The 18,076-nt window shown below is 61.6% G+C and carries 12 protein-coding genes; 7 read left to right on the top strand and 5 right to left on the bottom strand.

Annotated elements, in window-relative coordinates:
• Positions 1 to 9 precede the first annotated feature (9 nt).
• A complete protein-coding gene (locus tag Q8M73_11330; protein ID MDP2289140.1) occupies positions 10 to 2,430 on the bottom strand; it encodes a lysylphosphatidylglycerol synthase transmembrane domain-containing protein in 2,421 nt (806 codons plus the stop codon).
• Between the two features lie 98 nt (positions 2,431 to 2,528).
• On the opposite strand from Q8M73_11330, the gene Q8M73_11325 reads away from it, so the two are divergent.
• Both Q8M73_11325 and Q8M73_11320 read left to right on the top strand, forming a co-directional pair.
• Positions 2,529 to 5,756: an ATP-dependent DNA helicase gene (locus Q8M73_11325; protein MDP2289139.1), complete on the top strand. Its 3,228-nt coding sequence runs from the start codon at positions 2,529 to 2,531 to the stop codon at positions 5,754 to 5,756.
• Positions 5,753 to 8,884: an ATP-dependent DNA helicase gene (locus Q8M73_11320; protein ID MDP2289138.1), complete on the top strand. Its 3,132-nt coding sequence runs from the start codon at positions 5,753 to 5,755 to the stop codon at positions 8,882 to 8,884. Before Q8M73_11325 ends, Q8M73_11320 begins: the two co-directional genes overlap by 4 nt.
• On the opposite strand, the gene Q8M73_11315 is transcribed toward Q8M73_11320, so the two are convergent.
• Positions 8,874 to 10,151 carry an acyltransferase gene (locus Q8M73_11315; GenBank protein ID MDP2289137.1) on the bottom strand — a complete coding sequence of 426 codons (1,278 nt, stop codon included), beginning with the start codon at positions 10,149 to 10,151 and terminating at the stop codon, positions 8,874 to 8,876. The genes Q8M73_11320 and Q8M73_11315 overlap by 11 nt on opposite strands.
• A 57-nt stretch (positions 10,152 to 10,208) precedes the next feature.
• Here Q8M73_11315 and nudC point away from each other — a divergent pair, with 57 nt between their 5' ends.
• Complete coding sequence (gene nudC / locus Q8M73_11310; protein MDP2289136.1) at positions 10,209 to 11,156, top strand: NAD(+) diphosphatase; 948 nt, start codon at positions 10,209 to 10,211, stop codon at positions 11,154 to 11,156.
• On the opposite strand, the gene Q8M73_11305 is transcribed toward nudC, so the two are convergent.
• Positions 11,153 to 11,386 (bottom strand): mycoredoxin, encoded by a 234-nt coding sequence (locus tag Q8M73_11305; protein MDP2289135.1) that lies wholly within the window; start codon positions 11,384 to 11,386, stop codon positions 11,153 to 11,155. The two genes, nudC and Q8M73_11305, sit on opposite strands and share 4 nt — an antisense overlap.
• Positions 11,387 to 11,442: 56 nt before the next feature.
• Here Q8M73_11305 and Q8M73_11300 point away from each other — a divergent pair, with 56 nt between their 5' ends.
• Positions 11,443 to 13,506, top strand: a complete 2,064-nt coding sequence (locus Q8M73_11300; GenBank protein MDP2289134.1) for an ATP-dependent DNA helicase UvrD2 — start codon at positions 11,443 to 11,445, stop codon at positions 13,504 to 13,506.
• On the opposite strand, the gene Q8M73_11295 is transcribed toward Q8M73_11300, so the two are convergent.
• Both Q8M73_11295 and Q8M73_11290 read right to left on the bottom strand, forming a co-directional pair.
• Positions 13,503 to 14,816 carry an AarF/ABC1/UbiB kinase family protein gene (locus Q8M73_11295; protein ID MDP2289133.1) on the bottom strand — a complete coding sequence of 438 codons (1,314 nt, stop codon included), beginning with the start codon at positions 14,814 to 14,816 and terminating at the stop codon, positions 13,503 to 13,505. The two genes, Q8M73_11300 and Q8M73_11295, sit on opposite strands and share 4 nt — an antisense overlap.
• 24 nt (positions 14,817 to 14,840) lie before the next feature.
• Positions 14,841 to 15,821, bottom strand: coding sequence for a hypothetical protein (locus Q8M73_11290; GenBank protein MDP2289132.1), 981 nt, complete (start codon positions 15,819 to 15,821; stop codon positions 14,841 to 14,843).
• 263 nt (positions 15,822 to 16,084) lie between these two features.
• Between Q8M73_11290 and Q8M73_11285 the strand changes: the two genes are divergently transcribed.
• The 3 genes from Q8M73_11285 to Q8M73_11275 all read left to right on the top strand — a co-directional run bounded on the left by Q8M73_11285 (position 16,085) and on the right by Q8M73_11275 (position 18,058).
• Positions 16,085 to 16,243 carry a DUF5679 domain-containing protein gene (locus Q8M73_11285; protein ID MDP2289131.1) on the top strand — a complete coding sequence of 53 codons (159 nt, stop codon included), beginning with the start codon at positions 16,085 to 16,087 and terminating at the stop codon, positions 16,241 to 16,243.
• 66 nt (positions 16,244 to 16,309) lie between these two features.
• A complete protein-coding gene (locus tag Q8M73_11280) occupies positions 16,310 to 17,515 on the top strand; it encodes a zinc-dependent metalloprotease (protein MDP2289130.1) in 1,206 nt (401 codons plus the stop codon).
• Between the two features lie 330 nt (positions 17,516 to 17,845).
• Positions 17,846 to 18,058, top strand: coding sequence for a hypothetical protein (locus Q8M73_11275; GenBank protein MDP2289129.1), 213 nt, complete (start codon positions 17,846 to 17,848; stop codon positions 18,056 to 18,058).
• The last annotated feature ends 18 nt before the right edge of the window (positions 18,059 to 18,076 follow it).

Genomic DNA, 18,076 nt, shown 5'->3' with positions numbered 1-18,076 from the left:
GGAGGCTATTTAGAGCGCGCCACGCTTGGTGAGCCAGCTGAAGGCCCAGTAACCAGGGATGGTCGGGATCCAGAAAGTGATCACGCGGTAGAGCAGCACTGCGGACAGTGCAATGCCGCCGTCCAGTCCGGCAGCCGTGAGGCCGGCTGTCAGGGCAGCTTCCACAGCGCCAAGCCCACCGGGAGTCGGAGCGGCCTGACCGATGGTCGCGCCAGCGAGGTACACCACGGCGACTACGGGAATGCTGAGATTGCCTCCGAAGGCCTCGACGCTGGCATACAGCACTGCGATGTAGGCCAGGTTCAGGAGAATGACGCCGCCGATTCCCTCGATCAGTTTCATCGGACGCTGCGCAACGGTGATCAGCCGAGGCCCCACCTCGCGCAGCAGCGGAGCCACGCGTTCATGCGTGACCCGCCGCACCTGCGGAATGGCAAAGGCCGCGACGATGATCACCGCGATGACCACCACGGCAATGACCACGATCTTGGGTGGCTGGAAAGTGAAGTCCGCCTGTGTACCTGCGGCCAGTCCGAAGGCAAGCAGGAGCAGCATGTGCATGATGAAGGCCATCACCTGCGATACCCCAACACTTGCGGCGGCAAGTGCTGGATGGACTCCTGCCTTCTGCAGGAAGCGCATGTTGATGGCCACCGAGCCCAGCGTGGGCGGCGACACCAGGGTCGCAAACGCGCCTGAGAGTTGAGCCAGCACAGTGCGGACCAGCGAGAGGCGTTCGGGGACGAATCCGGAAAGCGACCACGCGGCTGCCACGTAGGTGATCAGGCTGAAAATCAGGGCGCCCAGCGCCCAGCGCCAGTCTGCGGTTCTGATCAGTTGGAGCAGATCGACATTGGCGAGCTGGCTCAGAAGAACATAGGCGGCGACGGTGCCGACCACGGCAAGCACGAGAGTGCGCACCTTGAATCGCTGCAGCTGAATGGGTTCGACTTCAGCGTCAGGTTCGATCTCGATCAAGCTGTTGCGAAGTTCGACGAGCAGATCCTTGTGCTTGCGCAAGGCCTTACGGGAAGGAGCTGACAGGGCAACGCTCTGCAAGGCAGGTAGGGCACGTGACAGTCCGGCCACGCCGAGCACGGTGCGACCTGTGGAAATCGCCCGTTCTGCACCGGTCAGCAGCGCCAATGTGCACAGCATCTCGGCGAGGTCGATGCGCTGGGCCACATCAGTCGCAGCAACTGAGCCGGTGTCCTGTCCAACCAGCCAGACCGAATCGTCATTGCTGCGGATGATGTGCTCCGCATGCAAAGAGCGATGGCTGATGTCGTGTTCATGCAGAGTTCGCAGTGCACGCCACGCCTGTTCCAGATCAGCGTCAGTGAGCTCATCGACTTCGGCGAAGCTGGTGCCTGCGATGTATTCGTAGGCCAGGACGTAGGAGTCAGTGTTGATCTCCGATGCCAGCAGCAGTCGAGGCTCGGGTGCGCCGGCAACTTGGGCGGCGTATGACGTCAGTGCTGCATGATCCAGCATGCGTCGCATGTTGGCGCGACCATTGACCTGATCCTCACGCAGCCGCAAGGCGGTCCAGGCTGCCGTGGCAAGGCCGGCTCCCTCCATGTCGCGATCAAAGACCGTGACGCGCAGCACGGCTCCACTTCGCGTGACGGCTTGATAGCGACGCCCACGTCGAGTGGTGTCCTGAGCCACCAGAGAGATGACGGGCAATCCACCCCGCTCCAGGGCTTGCGCTACGACGACACCAGACGGCCGCGAGGTGGGTGTGCCCAAGGCGTATCGGGCAATCAGGCCCACGCCCCAACCGATCGTGATGGAGATGAGCATCCCGGCCAAGGCGATTGCCGAGCTCAGCACCGTGACCGTGGCAACGGAGCCGATGACGATGAGGCTCAGCACACTCCACGGACGTCGGCCCATGAGGCGAGCAACGGTGATGAAGGCAATGAGACCGCCCAGGATTGGCGCGGTCGATGCTCCGCCAGAACTTGCCGCGCCGGTCAGCGCAGTGAGCAGGCGCGGGGAGTCAATGCGGCTGACGAACATCGCCAACAACGTCAGGAAGACGATGGTGAACAGGGACGCCAGCAGTGAGTCCAGCAGTTGCCGTAAGCGCTTGCGCAGCACGAGCGAGATCGAGGCCGCGATCGGCAGGCCCAGAGTTCCGATGCCGCCGACCACATTGAGCACAAGGATGACCAATGACGGCAGCAGGCGGGCACCGGTTGAAAGATCGGCATCAAGTCCGGCACTCGTGCTGGCGGCAAACCAAGCCACCCCGACGATGCCGATGGTCAGTGCAACCGCGAGCAGGAAGCGCGCCAGATCAAGCGGGCGGCGTACCTGCCTGGGGATGAGTCCCTCTTCGATCACCACCGTCGACAGCCCTGCGGACTCCACAACGCGCTGATCGGACAGCCCGTCCTGCAGTTCCACGGGCTGGTCGGTCACTGGGCCATGGTGTCAGATCACGTCAGAGCCCCCAACGGCATGCATCTGGCTGGGGCTGCAAGGCAACGAAGGTCAGCCTCAGGTGATACCAATGCCCCATGAGCACCGCGGAAAGGCCAGCAGGCTCGCGGCGCGTATGGGAACTGGATCGCGCCCCTCTGCCAGCCAGCCAGCCGATTGCGCTGGATGCCAATCAGAGGGAGGTGGTCGACCACCGGCATGGTCCTCTCCTGGTGTTGGCGGGGCCTGGCACCGGCAAGACCACGACACTCGTTGAGGCAATTCTGGCCCGATTGCACGATCAGAACGAGCCGATTGCCCCGGAGCAGGTCCTGGCGCTGACTTTCGGCCGAAGGGCGGCCGCTGATCTGCGCGATCGCTTGGTGGGTCGACTTGATGGGGGAGTGCTCCCAACCGTGGCGACCTTCCATTCCTTTGCCTATGGCTTGCTGCAGCAGACAGCGTCCCCCGAGGACTACCGAGAGCCGCCCAAGCTCCTGTCCGGAGCTGAAGAAGATGTCCGCATTCGCGAGTTGCTCATGGGTGCCATCCAAGACGGCGCAATGCAATGGCCTGAAGATCTCATGGGCGCGATTGGCACCTTGGGCTTGGCCAATGAAGTGCGTGCAGTGCTGGCCAAAGCCAAGCTCTTGAATCTGGACGCTGACCAGCTGCGTTCAATCGGGCGCCGTGCCGACCGACCTGCATGGGAGGCCCTCGGCGAACTGGCAGCAATCGAGAGCCAGGTGATGTCCCTTGAGAATGTGCTCGACTACGTGTCACTGCTGAGTGAACTGGTGGTCCGGCTTCGATCAGATCCCAATGCCCGCGAGCGCTTCCGCTTCATCGCCGTTGATGAGTACCAGGACACCGATCCCTTGCAGATCGCTCTGCTGCGAGCCCTCGTAGGCCCGCGGACCACATTGATCGCCGTCGGCGATCCTGATCAGTCGATCTACGGGTTCCGAGGCGCAGATGCGCAGGGGCTCCTGGATTTTCCTCGAACCTTCGGTTCGGTCGCCGATCCCGCACCGATCGTGGTGCTGGGCACCACTCGACGCTTTGGCCCGGCCATTCGCGAAGCCGCCACGTGCATCATCGGGAAAGTGCCCTTGCGCGGCCTGCCGGCCGATGTCGTGGATCGACACCGTCATCCCAGTACCGCCCCTGATCAAGAAGCCGAGCCCATCAGCATTCAGTCCTACGACAGTGAGCTCACTCGGGCGGCGAGCATCGCCCAGCAGATGCGCGAACAGCACCTGCATGCAGGCGTGCCCTGGGGGCAGATGGCAGTGCTGGCGCGCAGTGGTCAGGACATGGCAACTGTGCTGCGTGGCCTACGGCAGGCGGGAGTGCCGGCCGTCGTTGCTGCCGATGAGATCCCGTTGCGCTTGGAACCAGCTGTGGGCACCTTGTTGCTCGCCGCTGAAATAGCCGGCAATCCGCAAGGCATGTCAGTCACGCAAGCAGCAGACCTGCTGGCTGGCCCCTTGTGCGGACTGGACGTCACGCAGTTGCGCCAACTCGGTCGAGCCCTGCGTGCGCAGGCCCGCATTGACAACCCTTCGGCCACGCCGCCACCGGCCGATCAATTGATCAGTGAAGTGCTGAAGGGCACCCTTGAATGTCCCCAAGACGAGCAGTTGACGGAGATCAGCGCAGCGATTGAACGCCTGCGACTGCTGGTGACCGCCGCGCATCAACAACTCGCCAATGGGGCATCGCCCGCCGAAGTGCTGTGGGTCCTGTGGGCCGGCGAACTGCCTGGCGCAGGCCGGGCACACGGCTGGCCTGATCGACTGCGGCGCTTGGCGCTGCATGGCTCCTGGTCTGCCGATCACGATCTGGATGCTGTGATGGCACTGTTCGATACCGCGCAGCGGGATTCCACGCGCTTTCGTGGCTTTCAAGGCTTGCGCAATTTCCTGCTCGCCTTGCGCAGCCAGCAACTGCCCGCTGAGTCAGTCGCCGAGCGCGCAGTGGATGGCGACGTCGTGCGTGTGCTCACTGCGCATCGGGCCAAGGGTCAGGAGTGGGATTGCGTCTGGATCATTGGTCTGCAAGAAGGGCAGTGGCCCGATCTGCGTCCACGGGGCAGCGTCCTTGAAGCTGATCGACTCACGTCCACTGGCATCGGACCCTCAGTCTCACCCACTGAGCTCCTGGCTGAAGAACGACGTCTGCTGTATGTGGCCATCACGCGTGCGCGTCGCACATGCGTACTGGCTGTCGTGCAGACGGCTGATGAATCCGGGCAGCAGCCCAGCCGCTTCCTTGATGACCTGCAGGTTCCCCGGTATGCAGCCCAGGACCGCAGCGCCACCATCACCAGTCTGCCTCGGCTCGTGGCAAGTTTGCGGTCAGCAGCCACCGACGAGCATGCCTCGCCCGCCCTGCGCGATGCCGCGCTGCTGCAGTTGCAGCTGCTGGCTGGCGAGCGCGACGATGAAGGCGAAGTGCTGATCACCGCTGCTCAGGCCCAGCAATGGTGGGGAGTACTTGAACCCACTGTCCTTGCCTCGTCGATCCGCCCGTTGGACAAGGCGATCGGACTGTCGGGCAGCGCAATCGAGAACATCATCACCTGCCCTCTCCGCTGGTTCCTTGAACATGATGTGCATGCCGATGTTGTACGTGGCGAGGCAACCAAGTTCGGCAGCGTCATCCACGCTCTTGCTGACTTCATAGCCAAGGGCGAAGTGCCAGATGATCTGGACTCAGCTGATGCCTGGATTGATCGAGTGTGGAGCGATCTTCGATTTGAAGCACCATGGCAGAGCGTCAGCGAGCGAGTGCTGGCCCGCGAGGCGCTGGCTCGCTTTTTGAACTATCAGCAGCAGGCTGAGCGCGAGCTGCTGGGTACAGAAGAGCGAAGAGAAGCAGTCATTGAAGTCCCCACGCCCGAGGGCGGGGTTGAGCAGGTGCGCATCCACGGACTGCTTGATCGAATTGAGCTTGACAGTCTCGGCCGCCAGGTGGCAATCGACCTGAAGAACATGAAGCGCCCACCTGCCGACAAAGAGGTGCCAGAGCACGCGCAATTGGGCATGTATCAGCTCCTGCTGCGTGAGAACGGCGCCGAGGTCGGCGGCGCGGCACTGGTGCAATTGCGCAAGGGCACCACGGCAGATCCCGACTTCCCCAAAGTGCAACTGCAGCCGCCCCTTGATGGCCCCTCGCCCACCTGGATCGAATTCGAACTGGGAGAGGCAGCCGAGCTTTTGCGATCTGAACGCTTTGAGGCACGCGCCAACAGCTTCTGCGACTTCTGCGCCTACCGATCCGTCTGTCCGACCCAAACAGCGGGCGAGCAGGTGATCTCATGAGCGAGATCTCACGTCAGCAACTGAACAATGTGCTGGGTTTCGAGCTGAGCGATGAGCAGTGGCTGATCGTCAGTTCGCCACTTGAACCGTCTGTTGTCGTGGCCGGCGCTGGATCAGGCAAGACCACGTCTATGGCTGCTCGCGTGGCTTGGCTGGTGGGCAGCCAGTGGGCCACTGCCGACGCCGTGCTTGGACTGACGTTCACCAACAAGGCTGCCGCATCCTTGGGCAGCAGCATGCGTCGAATGCTCAATTCGATGCATGCCGATGGCTCATGGCAGTCGGCGCCGCCGCAAGACGCAGTGTCTGCGGAACCTCAGGTACAGACGTACAACGCTTTTGCTGCGCGCATTCTCAATGATCACGGCATCCGCATCGGCCGTGAGCCTGGGGCTCGATTGCTCACTGATGGCGCGCGACAGCAACTGGCCTACCACGTGGTGTGCACGAGTCTGCTGCCTCTCAATGCTCTTGAGAAGAACCCTGCCGGGATCGCCACCGATCTCTTGCGCCTCGACGATCAATGCAGCGAACTCGACCTTGATCCGGCTGCGCTCATGCAATGGGATCAGCGGCTTGTCGCCTCGCTGACTGCGCTTGAACCTCTGCAGAACAACGGCAAGGAGACAGTTCTGACTGCCTCCAAGAGAATCCTGCTGGCACAGCTCATCCAGGAGTGGCGGGCGGCAAAACTGAGCCGCGAGGTCATCGACTACAGCGATCAGACGCGCCTCGCCCTTGAACTCATCCGCCGATTCCCTGAGATCGCTGCTGTTCTTCGCAATCAATTCTCGGTGGTGCTCCTAGATGAGTACCAGGACACCTCAATTGCCCAACGTCATCTCCTGCAATCGCTCTTTGGCCAAGGACATGCAGTCACCGCTGTTGGCGATCCTTGCCAGGCCATCTACGGCTGGCGCGGAGCCAGCGTGGACAACATCGAGAATTTCCCACACCACTTTCCCGCAGTCAGAGGTGGTCAACTGCACTCCGCAGCGCGATACACCTTGAGCGCGAACCGCAGATCGGGCCATTCGATTCTCGCGATTGCAAATGAGCTCTCGCATTCCCTGCGAGCCCAGCACACGGGACTTCTCGAATTGCAGTGGGCCGACACCGGAAAAGGCGCTGGCGATGTGGCCGTTGGACTGTTTGAGCATGTGGGGCACGAGCGCGATTGGATCGTTGCGCGAATCCAAGAACTAGGAGCGGCTACGCAAGGGCAGTGGGGCGATATCGCCGTCCTGGCCACCACGGGCAGGGAGTTGGCGGAGTTCTCGCGCCTATTGACCGCGGCGCAGGTACCGGTGCAACTGCACGGGGCAGCCGGGTTGCTGAGCAAGACTCTGGTGGTTGAAGTGCGAAGCATTCTTGAGGCCGTTGTCGACCCGATCGCCAATCCGGCCGTCGTGCGCTTGTTGGCCGGACCCCGCTGGGCAATCGGAGCGCGAGATCTTGTGGCACTTGGCAAACGTGCTGTCGAACTCGCCGGGTCGGCGCATCGCGTCGATGCGGTCGATGTGGGCGAAGCACTCGATGAGGCGGTCGCAGGTGCCGATGGCGTGGAGATGACCTCGCTGAGTGATGCCACCTTCGATCTGGGTGACCCGCATCGCTATTCACCAGAAGCTCTTGAGCGCCTGACGAACTTCGGTCATGAACTTGCCGAGTTGCGTCGACATTCAAGTGAGCCGCTCGTGGATTTTCTCGGAAGAATCCTCCGCACGACTGGACTTGATGTCGAGCTTGAACTTGCGTCAGATGATGCGCAGATCAGCTGGATGAGCTTCGTCCGCTTCGCTGCGGAATTCACAGACCTCGAAGGGCGATCCACCCTTGGCGCCTTCCTGCGCCGACTTCGCGACGCCGAACGATTTGATGTGGATCTCAGCGTTGATGCCGTGCAGCGCACCGACGCAGTGCAGCTGATGACCGTGTTCAAGGCCAAGGGACTTGAATTCGCGCACGTCTTCGTTCCGAGCTTTGTTGATGGAGCATTTCCAGGAGGCAATGCACGAGGGCAGTGGCCCACCAGTGCAGTCACGGTGCCGTGGCATCTGCGCGCTGATGCCACGGATGCATTGATGAGCTACCCGAAGCCAGATGAGAGTCCCCGATCAAAGGACTACACCAGTTATCTGGGTGAACTGCGATCTCTGCAGCAGGTCGACAATGAGCGGCTTGCCTACGTCGCCCTTACGCGCGCCCAGCACACCTTGGTTGTCACGGGCCATTGGTGGGGGAGCACCCAGAAGAGCACTCGCAAGCCCGCTCCGTATTTGGGTCGAGTATTTGACGCCAGCCAGGGCGGCATTGGCAATGTGGTGCATTGGCATCCCGAGCCGGAAGGTGACGTCAATCCCTTCTTGGTCCAAAGCCAGGGCGTGATGTGGCCCGCTCCGGTTGAGTCATCAGGGCAGGTGCGCGCGCTCACCGAACACATTGCGCAAGCTAAGCCTGCCTCAGTGTCCTCATTGTCTGAGCAAGAGCAACTGCAAGTGGAGCAGTGGCAGACGGCGGCTCGCTTACTTGCTGAGGAGTTGCGCAGGCAAAAGCAGGCAGTGGTGCGGGTGCCATTGCCGAGTTCCATGTCAGCAACTCAACTCATGCGAGCGATGAGCGAGCCCGCCGAGCTTGCTCGCGATCTGGCGCGACCGATGCCTTCAGCAAAGTCACGCGCCTCGGCTCGGGGCACTGCAATGCACACCTGGATCCAGACGCAGTACGGACAGCAGACACTGCTTGACCCCGATGATCTTCCCGGTGCCGCAGACATCGCTATTGCAAGCGATGAGGCTCTCGCTGAACTCAAGCAAGCCTTTGGGCGCAGTGCCTTTTCCAACCGCCAGCCCTACGCGATTGAACAGCCCTTTGCCATGGTGGTGGGTGGTCGTGTCGTGCGCGGGCGCATTGATGCCGTATTTGAAAGCAATGGCCGGTTTGATGTCATCGACTGGAAGACCGGCAGCGCCGATCACACCGATGCCTGGCAGCTGGCGCTCTATCGACTCGCCTGGTCGCGGATCGCCAGCGTGCCACTGCAGGACATTGACGCTGGTTTCCTGATGATTCGCACAGGCGAACTCCTGCGGCCCGTGCTGCCAGATCTCAGCGAACTCATTGCTTAGGCGGGGATTCCTCTGAGACCACGATTGGCCCTGCTGAATCCGCCGGGTGGGTTGCAGCAGCAATGGCTGCGCCGGCTTCCTCGGTGGGCTTGGGACGAGTGCCGATGAGTCCGCGCATCCATTCGCGCGAGGGTTCCTCCACGAATTTCCACATCAGCCAGGCGATGAGCAGGGCTCCTACGACCAGACCGATGACGCCGACGGCGTAGAGCCCACCTGAGGTGATGCCGATTTCCTTCATGCCTGCCCGCCAGAGCCCGAACCACACCAGATGGGTCATGTACAGGGAGTAGGAGATGAAGCCACCAAGCACCAGAGTCTGGGTACCCAAGGTTCGAGTCAGCCCCCGACGGGAGAGCGCGAGCGCGCCAATCCAGGCGATCAGGAAGGGCACGAGCAGCAGATGGAAGTAGGGGGGCAGTGGTTCGGCGTCCTCGCCAAGATCCCTCGCCGGTGGTTGCGCAGCAGGCAGATTGGCCAGGAAGATCGAACCCACGATCACGCAGATCGGCAGCACGACAGTGAGCACGGTCGCGATGCGTTCCACCCGTGGCGCAGGATCTCCCTGGAGACCCGGATGAGCGCGAGTCACGATCAGATACACCAGACCGCCAGCGCAGAACTCAGTGAGCACTCGAATCGTGGAACCCCAGTTGTTGGTGTAGAAGGGGTCTGTCGTCGTGAGCCCGTAGGCAATAAGTGGGATCAAGACGATCACCACTGCAACTATGAGCCCCCACGTGGGCATCCGCTTGCGGAAGCGCCACAGCACCAACACGATGAATGGGAACAGCAGATAGGCCAGCCACTCCATCGACAAGGACCAGGCGACGAAATTCCACCCGCGTTGAGGATCCGATCCCCATTCCTGGATGAGCAGGAGCTGCTTGATGAAGTCCCAAGGATTCAGCCAGTCGCGATCAAGAGCGTCCCCGCTGAGCTTTGCCTGGGCGAAAACGGCAAAGCCGGCGACGAACAGCATGACCAGATGGACGGGGTAGATCCGCCCAAGGCGCAGCCACAGGAAGAATCCCGACGCCCGCACCTTGAAGCCCGGACCCATGCGCTCCAGATAGGTGTGGGCCAAGATGAAACCGGACAGCGCGAAGAAGAGGTCGACTCCCAGCCGCCCGACCCGGAAGAAGTCAGACACCAAGGGAATATCAGTGAGGCCAAGGGTGCCGAGCGGTCCTTGCAGGTGGTACGTCAGGACCCAGAATGCCGCGATGAAGCGGACTCCGGTCAACTGACGAATAAAGACGTTCAACAACTCTCCTGACGCAATCGCAAGTCATGATCGTGACACGCCAATAGGCTCGAGTGTGTGACGGACACCCGACTCCTTGCTGATCTCCTGTTCGCGCAACCCGGTTTGGACCGTGCCTCACACCTGCGAACTGACCCGGACTTCATGAGGGACTTGCTCAACGAAGCGACCCAGGTCATGTGGGTCAATCAGGGAGAGTCTCCCATTGATCCGGACGTCGATGCCCCAACGCTTCTGCTGATGTCCGGATTGCAGGCGCTGGACATCATCGGTGAGGATCGAAGTGGCGTGAGCTTCCTGGGCTTGGATACCGAAGGCGTGAGCTACGTCGCGGTACACCTGCCCGACCGTTCGCAACTGCCCGGCGAGCAGTTCTGGATGGGCTTGCGCGATGCCGGTCGCGGCCTCTCAGCTGTGCACGCATCCGCTTTCGTCGGAGCCATAGGTTTGGACAACTGGCGCTCCAAGCATCGCTTTTGCACCGTGTGTGGTGGAGCGCTTGAGATCACCCAAGCCGGCTGGGTTCTGCGCTGCACTGCAGATGGGATCGACCACTTCCCGAGAACCGATCCGGCGATCATCGTCCTGGTACGCGATGCTGACGACCGGGCACTGCTTGGTCGTCATGCCAATTGGCGCGGCGGCTGGATGTCCACCCTTGCGGGCTTCGTTGAGCCAGGGGAGTCGGCGGAGGCAGCGGTGCGTCGCGAAGTCTTTGAGGAAGCCGGAGTGGTCATCGGTACCGACCCCGATTCGGTCACGTACCTGGGAAGCCAGCCCTGGCCATTTCCTGCGTCGTTGATGATGGGCTACCACGCTCTCGCGTCAGGCACGGTTATCAATGTGGACGAAGTTGAGATCTCCGAGGCGATGTGGTTCTCACGCGCTGAGATGCGTGCGGCTTGTGAAAGTGGTGACCTTCGATTGCCACCGAACATTTCAATCTCGCGAATGTTGATTGAGCGTTGGTACGGCGAACCGCTGCCGGGAGACTGGTCGCGCTAGGCAGTAGCGAGATGGGCCTTGACCTGGGCAAGAGAGGGATTGGTCAATGCAGTGCCATCGTCAAAGAGGATGGTGGGAACGGTCTGATTGCCGCCGTTGACCTGCTCCACGAAGGCGGCGGCCTCAGGATCAGCTTCAATGTTGATCTCCTCGAAGGCGATGCCCTCGCGACCAAACTGTGCCTTGAGCCGAGAGCAGTAGCCACACCAGGGAGTGCTGTACATCTTCATGGAAGCAACGGTAACCCCTGACCTGGCTGTCACAGGAAGGCACTACCGTCCGACAGGTGACTCCCGAGTCGATTCTGGCCTCCCTCGACGAGGAGCAAAGAGCCGTGGCCACCAGTATCGGCGGACCGCTCGTTGTGCTTGCTGGTGCCGGCACTGGCAAGACCAGGGCCATCACCCACCGCATTGCCTATGCCACGGCCACCGGCGCGCACGAGCCGCGACGCACCCTGGCTGTCACCTTCACCACGCGGGCTGCCGGTGAGATGCGATCCCGGCTGCACGGGCTCGGAGTTGAAGGCGTAGGCATTCGTACTTTTCACTCGGCCGCGCTGCGACAACTGCGCTATTTCTGGCCGCGCATCTCGGGACAGGAGTTTCCTCAGCTGCTGGCGAGCAAGGCGCGCTTCGTGGCTGAGGCCGCCGCCTCGTGCGGACTGCCCACAGATCAAGCCGTCGTGCGCGATCTCGCGTCAGACATTGAGTGGGCCAAGGTGCACGAACTCAGTCCCTCTGATCTTGTCCGTGATGAGCGAGCCAAGGCGCGTGAGTGGAGCATCGATGTTGCTGACGTCGGTCGCGCGTATTCGGCCTACGACGACTTGAAGGCAAGACGAGGCCATCTGGATTTTGAGGATGTGCTGCTGGTGACGGTCGGCGCTTTGCGTTCGCGACCCGACATTCTTGATGAAGTCCACCAGAACTATCGCTGGTTCACCGTTGATGAGTATCAGGACATCAACCCCGTGCAGCACCGACTTCTTGGGCTGTGGAGGGGTGAGCGGCAAGACGTCTGTGTTGTTGGTGATGTCAGTCAGACGATCTACTCCTTCACTGGAGCCTCACCGGAGTATCTGTTGAACTTCCGCAAGGAGTTCGCCGATGCATCGCAGATTGAACTGGTGAACTGCTACCGCAGCACCCCTTCGATTGTGGCGGCCGCTAACTCGGTCATCGCGCAAGCGGCAACACCGGCGAGCCTGCAACTGCGCGCGGTTCGCACAGATGACGTCCGCAAGCCCTCGGTCCAGATCTATGACGACGATGTCGAAGAAGCAACAGCGGTGGCCATCCAGATCGCTGAGCTCATCGCCAAGGGTGTGTCTGCAAAGGACATCGCTATCTTGTTCCGTGTCAACGCGCAGTCGGCTGAACTTGAATCAGCGCTGACAGAGCGTTCCGTGCCGATCATGATGCGTGGAGTTGAGCGCTTCTTTGATCGGGCCGAGGTGCGAGAGGCTGTCACCCGCCTGCGCGGCGCGGCACGTGGAGGTGAGCACTCGGGTCTCTTGGGTGACGAAGTACGTGCCGTGCTGAGTGCTGCTGGCTGGACTACTGAACCACCGCGCGCTGGGGGTGCTGTGCGCGAGCGATGGGAGTCGCTCACCGCGCTTATCGGTCTGGCCGATGAGCACTCTGAGATTCAATTGCCGGCATTCATTGCTGAACTCGATCGGCGCGCAGATGCTCAGCACGCACCAGTTGCCGATGCCGTCACCCTTGCTTCCCTGCATTCGGCAAAAGGTCTGGAGTGGGACACGGTCTTCATCGTGGGCTGCTCCGAGGGGCTGCTGCCCTTGCAGTATGCCGAGACTGATCTGGCGGTAGAAGAGGAGCGCCGACTGTTCTACGTCGGTGTCACACGTGCCAGGGATGCGCTCTCCTGCTCTTGGTCGCGTTCTCGGCAGCCTGGCGGCCGCTCCAGTCGTAAGCCGAGCCGATTCCTTGACGCCATTGGCGCGAACTCTGGCGCGCAGTCCAACTCACGCGGCCGAGTTCAATTGGGTTCAGGCAAACAGCGCGCAGAGCGAGTACGTAAGGGTCCTGCGCGCTGTCGCAATTGCAACAAGGCCTTGGTCACTGCACCCGAACGAACTTTGGGTCATTGCCATGCATGTCCGGTCGATCACGATGAGCAGACCTTTGAGGCGCTGCGTCAATGGCGCCTTCAACTATCACGCGAGCGCGAGGTGCCGGCCTATGTGGTGTGCACCGACGCAACGCTGATGGCCATCGCTGAACAACAGCCGCAGACCCTTGATGAACTGGCGTCAATTCCAGGCATCGGTCCGGCCAAGTTGGCCGAATTTGGTGAAGCGCTGCTTGATCTCGTGCGCATCTAGTCAGGCAGATAGCCCGGAACCCACTTCTCCAACTCATCGCGCATTGGCACGGTTGCACCCAATTGGCACAGCACGCCGATGCCTCCAAGCCAAACACGGTGGATCAGGGCATATTCAGGCGGCAGATTGATCTTCAGGCCAATGGTGAAATCCGGATCGCGGAAGTCGTTGATGCGATTGAACTGCCCGCGCATCCATTCACGGCTGAAGGTGAATTCTTCATGCCTGCTTGGCTCGACAAAGGGATCCAGATAACTCAGCAGTTGTTCTGGATCAAGATTGGTGTTCGCCTTGATGAAGCCTTCATCGCGAAGGCCCTGCATGACCGTTGTCGCGTCACCCATGTCTGCCACGCGCAGCAAGGTGCCCAATGCCATCGGCAGGCCCTGCGGCAAGCGAGCCACTGCTCCAAAGTCCAAGGCGCAGAACAGGCCCTCTGGAGTGATGCGGTAGTTGCCGGGATGCGGATCGGCATGAAGCAGCCCAACGCGTGCTGGCCCGGACAGCAGGAAGCGGATGTATTGAGTGCCGGCGAAATCGCGTTCGGCTTGGGTGCCATTGGAGATGACGGCCGACAACGGGATGCCATCGACCCATTCACTGACGAGCACATGCGGGCTGCTGACGACCACGTGTGGCACGACGACCTCAGGGTCGCCTTCGTAGGCGTTAGCGAACTCGCGCTGGTTGTCGGCTTCCTTGAGGTAGTCCAACTCCTCGATCATGCGGGCCTTGAGTTCTTCGATCAGCGGCTTGATGTCCATGCCTGGGATAGCGGCCGACATCATCTTGCCCAAACGGCCGATCTGATTGAGGTCGGCTGTGAGCGCTTTGTCGGCCCCTGGGTACTGCACCTTGACGGCAACCACCCGTCCGTCATGCCAAGTTGCCTTGTGCACCTGGCCGATGGATGCCGCTGCGGCTGGAGCATCGTCAAAGTGGTGGAAGCGGGAGCGCCAGTCATCGCCGAGTTCGGCTTCCAGGATCTCGTGAATGCGTGAGGCATCCATGGGCGGTGCTGAGTCCTGCAATTTGGTCAGCGTCTCGCGATAGGGAGCAGCGAACTCCTCGGGCATTGCTGCTTCGAAGATGCTCATGGCCTGGCCGAACTTCATCGCCCCGCCCTTGAGTTCGCCGAGCACCTTGAACAACTGCTCCGCGGTGCGCAGCGAAATGTCGGCCGCCACGGCCTCTGCGCTCTTGCCACCCACGCGCTTACCGAAGCCAAGGGCGGTTCGCCCGGCAAAGGCCGCAGGCAGGGTCGCGAACTTCGCGCTTCGCCTTATTGCACCCTTGGGAATCTCTGGCATGGACCCATTGTCACCCCGTTGGCTCTAGCCGGCGAACGCAGGCTCGATTACCCATTGACACTCGCAGAGGGCATGCGGTGGTCGATCCTGAATATCGACCATGCCGTCAGGCAGTCGAATCTCATACGCCAGATTGCTCCAGTTGCCCACAACCACCGGGCTGTCCACCCAGGCGCGCGCGAGTCGCGCGGCCTGCGAGGAGACCATGTGCGACAGCAAACGGTCAATAGGAAGCTGAGGCAATCGGCTGACGGCTGCGTGCAACTGCATCGAGACTCCAGCCCAATGAGGGTCGGCATCTCGCGTGTGCAGGTAGGAGCAGCGCAGGCAACTGGTCTGCCCGGGAAGCACCAGCGGACCGGCCACTGCCCGATCGCCGTAGGCCGCCACAAACAGATGCGCCCCGGCGGGTTGGGTTCGCTCCATCGCTGCGACTTCAGCTCCCACGACTGGATGCAAACCCACGACGACGAGAAGATCGGCGTGCTGAACGTCGGAACGAAACGTCAGGCCCGCGCAGTCCATGGCCGCCCGGAGCTGGGCCGCCAGCGGGATGGGTACCTGGCCATGACTGGCACCGACGAGTGCGTAACTCGTGTGATGGCGAAGCGTCAGTGCCTGATCCGCAAGGCGGCTGGAGCCAAGAGTGAGCAGCGCAGCCGCATGATCGGGGGCGGCGCAGTCTCGCTCAGTTGTCGTGAGCAGCCGCCAGGCCTCGGGCATCGCGCTGGCATCGTCGATTGCACCGAGCTGGGCCGCCGCTGAAAGGAGAGTTCTATGGACTTGCGCCTTGGGTTCGCAATCGGCGAAGTCAGCCATCAGCTGATCGATCGTGCGAAGCCCATTGAGTCCCAGGAGCCACTTCGCGCTGGCCTGGTCCAGAGCCAGGATGCGATGCAGCCGACCTTCACCCAATTGAGCGATGCCAGGTGCTCGCCACAGCAGCGGACACTCGGCCCGATATCGAGGTCGTGCCGAAGAGTCTGAAATCCAGGTCGCAGTCACTCTCGAAGCCTGTGTGCTCTGCCTTGTGGACGGCGAGGTGAGAACCACAGCCGATATGCGCTAGGGAGGGCCTCCTGTCCGATTTATTGGTATTTAGGATGAAAATCTAGGGGAAACACCCGAGGCTACGAGGAGGGCAACCGGGCTGCAGTGCTGCCGTGCCCTAGGGTGGCATTGCCTGCCCAGCGGGCACGTGGCGAGGCCACAGCCGTACACCAGCGGACACAAGCACCCCGAGTGGGTCAAGAACACAGGAGGGCCACATGGCCGAGGAGAGCTACACCGGCGAGGCGTACTGCGTGAAGTGCAAGGCAAAGCGCGAGTTCACCGGTCACGTTGAAGAGACCAATGGCCGTCGCTTCGCCAAGGGCATCTGCCCCACATGCGGAACCAAGGTCACCCGAATCTTGGGTAAGGCCTGAGCGAACTTACGAAGGCGGGACATCCTCGGATGTCCCGCCTTCTGCTTTTGGGGTTACCGTTTCTCCATGAGCAGCGATCTCCCATTCGGTTTTGGCACTGGCGATCCCAGCCAGCCCTTTGACATGCAGGCACTTGGAGCTGCTTTTCAGCAGTTCGGCCAGATGCTCTCCAGTGCGCCCGCCGACTCTGGCCCGGTCGCCTGGACCATCGTTGAAGACGTTGCTCGCAAGGCCCTGCAGACCACTGGAGACCCAGTGGTGGCCGAGGCTGAACTGCGCTCGATCGCTGCGGCAGTGCAACTTGCCAATCATTGGCTCGATGAGGCGTGCACCTTCCCTGAATGCACGGTTGCAGCGCAAGCCTGGAGCCGGGCTCAGTGGCTTGAATCCACGATGCCGGTCTGGCGCCGAGTGGTGGAGCCCATCGCTACCCAGATGCAAAATGCGATTCCGGCAAATATTCCAGCGGAATTGAGCTCAATGCTCGGTCCCTTGCTGGGCATGGTGCAGCAGTTGAGCTCAGTGGCCTTCAGCAACCAGTTGGGCAACTCACTGGCCGGCCTTGCGCGCGAGGTGGTGAGCGCATCTGACATAGGCATCCCGCTCACCGAGAGCCCGGTGGTGGCGCTTGTGCCAAGCAATGCCACGCAGTTCGGCGAGGGCCTTGAAGTGGCAGCTGATGATGTGCGGCTGTATCTGGCCCTGCGCGAGTGCGCGCACCAGCGACTGTTCGCACATGTGCCATGGCTGCGTGCCCGCGCCATCGGAGCTCTCGAAGCCTATGTAGCCGGGCTCCATGTGGATCAGGATCGCCTTCAGGACATGCTCCAGGATGTCGACTTCGCCAACCCCGAAGCAATGCAGGAACTCATGACTTCAGGTCTGATGACTCCAGAGGACACCGAGGAGCAACGCGCAGCCTTGGCCCGCCTGGAAACTCTGCTGGCACTGGTTGAGGGCTGGGTAGACGATGTCGTCACTGAAGCCGCCAAGGATCGCCTACCAGCGGCTGTTGCCCTTCGGGAGTCGATGCGTCGTCGTCGAGCTGCCGGCGGCCCCGCTGAGAAGGCCTTCGGTTCCCTGGTGGGTCTGGAACTGCGGCCGCGGGCGCTGCGCGAGGCAGCAAGCTTGTTCGCCGCGGTCCGCAGTCAAGGTGATGCCAGTGCTCGAGACGCCCTGTGGGGCCACCCCGATCTACTGCCTGATGCTGAGGACTTGAAGGACCCACTTGGCTTCATTGAGCGCTCGCAGGAAGCGGGCGAGGAGCAATAAATCTTTCATCCACATCTGGATGATCGGCTTTCGCCTGCTCAGCGCGGGTTTTTCTGCGTCATCCTCAGTTGCGTCCACAGTGATATCAACCTTGCGTCCACAGCCTCTGCCCACTCTTTGCACAGGCCATCCCCAGTGCTATCCACAGGGCTGGCGGCAATCCTTGACATTTTCATTGACTCCCCTTGTAGGGCCTACCTAGGTTTACGCGTCGACAGGACCCCCAGGGATAACGAGCCGCAGTGAGCAAGGGGAAGGTTCACTGCGCGCGGCGAGGCCTTGGGGGTCTTGGCCACAGTGGCCCGCGGACGCCTTAGGTAGGCTGAATCCATGTCGGCGTTGATGTGGTGGCTCATCCCACTGGGCGCCACCTTCCTGGCTGTGGGCTATGCCATGTATCGCGGACGCCCTGAGCGCCCGATGGAAGGCCAAGAGGGGATGCAGACCCTGCGAGCCTTCCAAGAGGCGATGAACCGCCCGATGCCACCTGAACTGCCTCTTGACGAACAGGATTTTCCGGACGCCGATGAGACGCGCAGGTGAGCGAAGGATCTGCACGGC

The sequence above is a fragment of the Actinomycetota bacterium genome, assembly GCA_030684515.1.
Classification (GTDB): Bacteria; Actinomycetota; Actinomycetes; order S36-B12; family S36-B12; genus UBA11398.
This window is presented reverse-complemented; position numbering and strand designations above follow the sequence as displayed.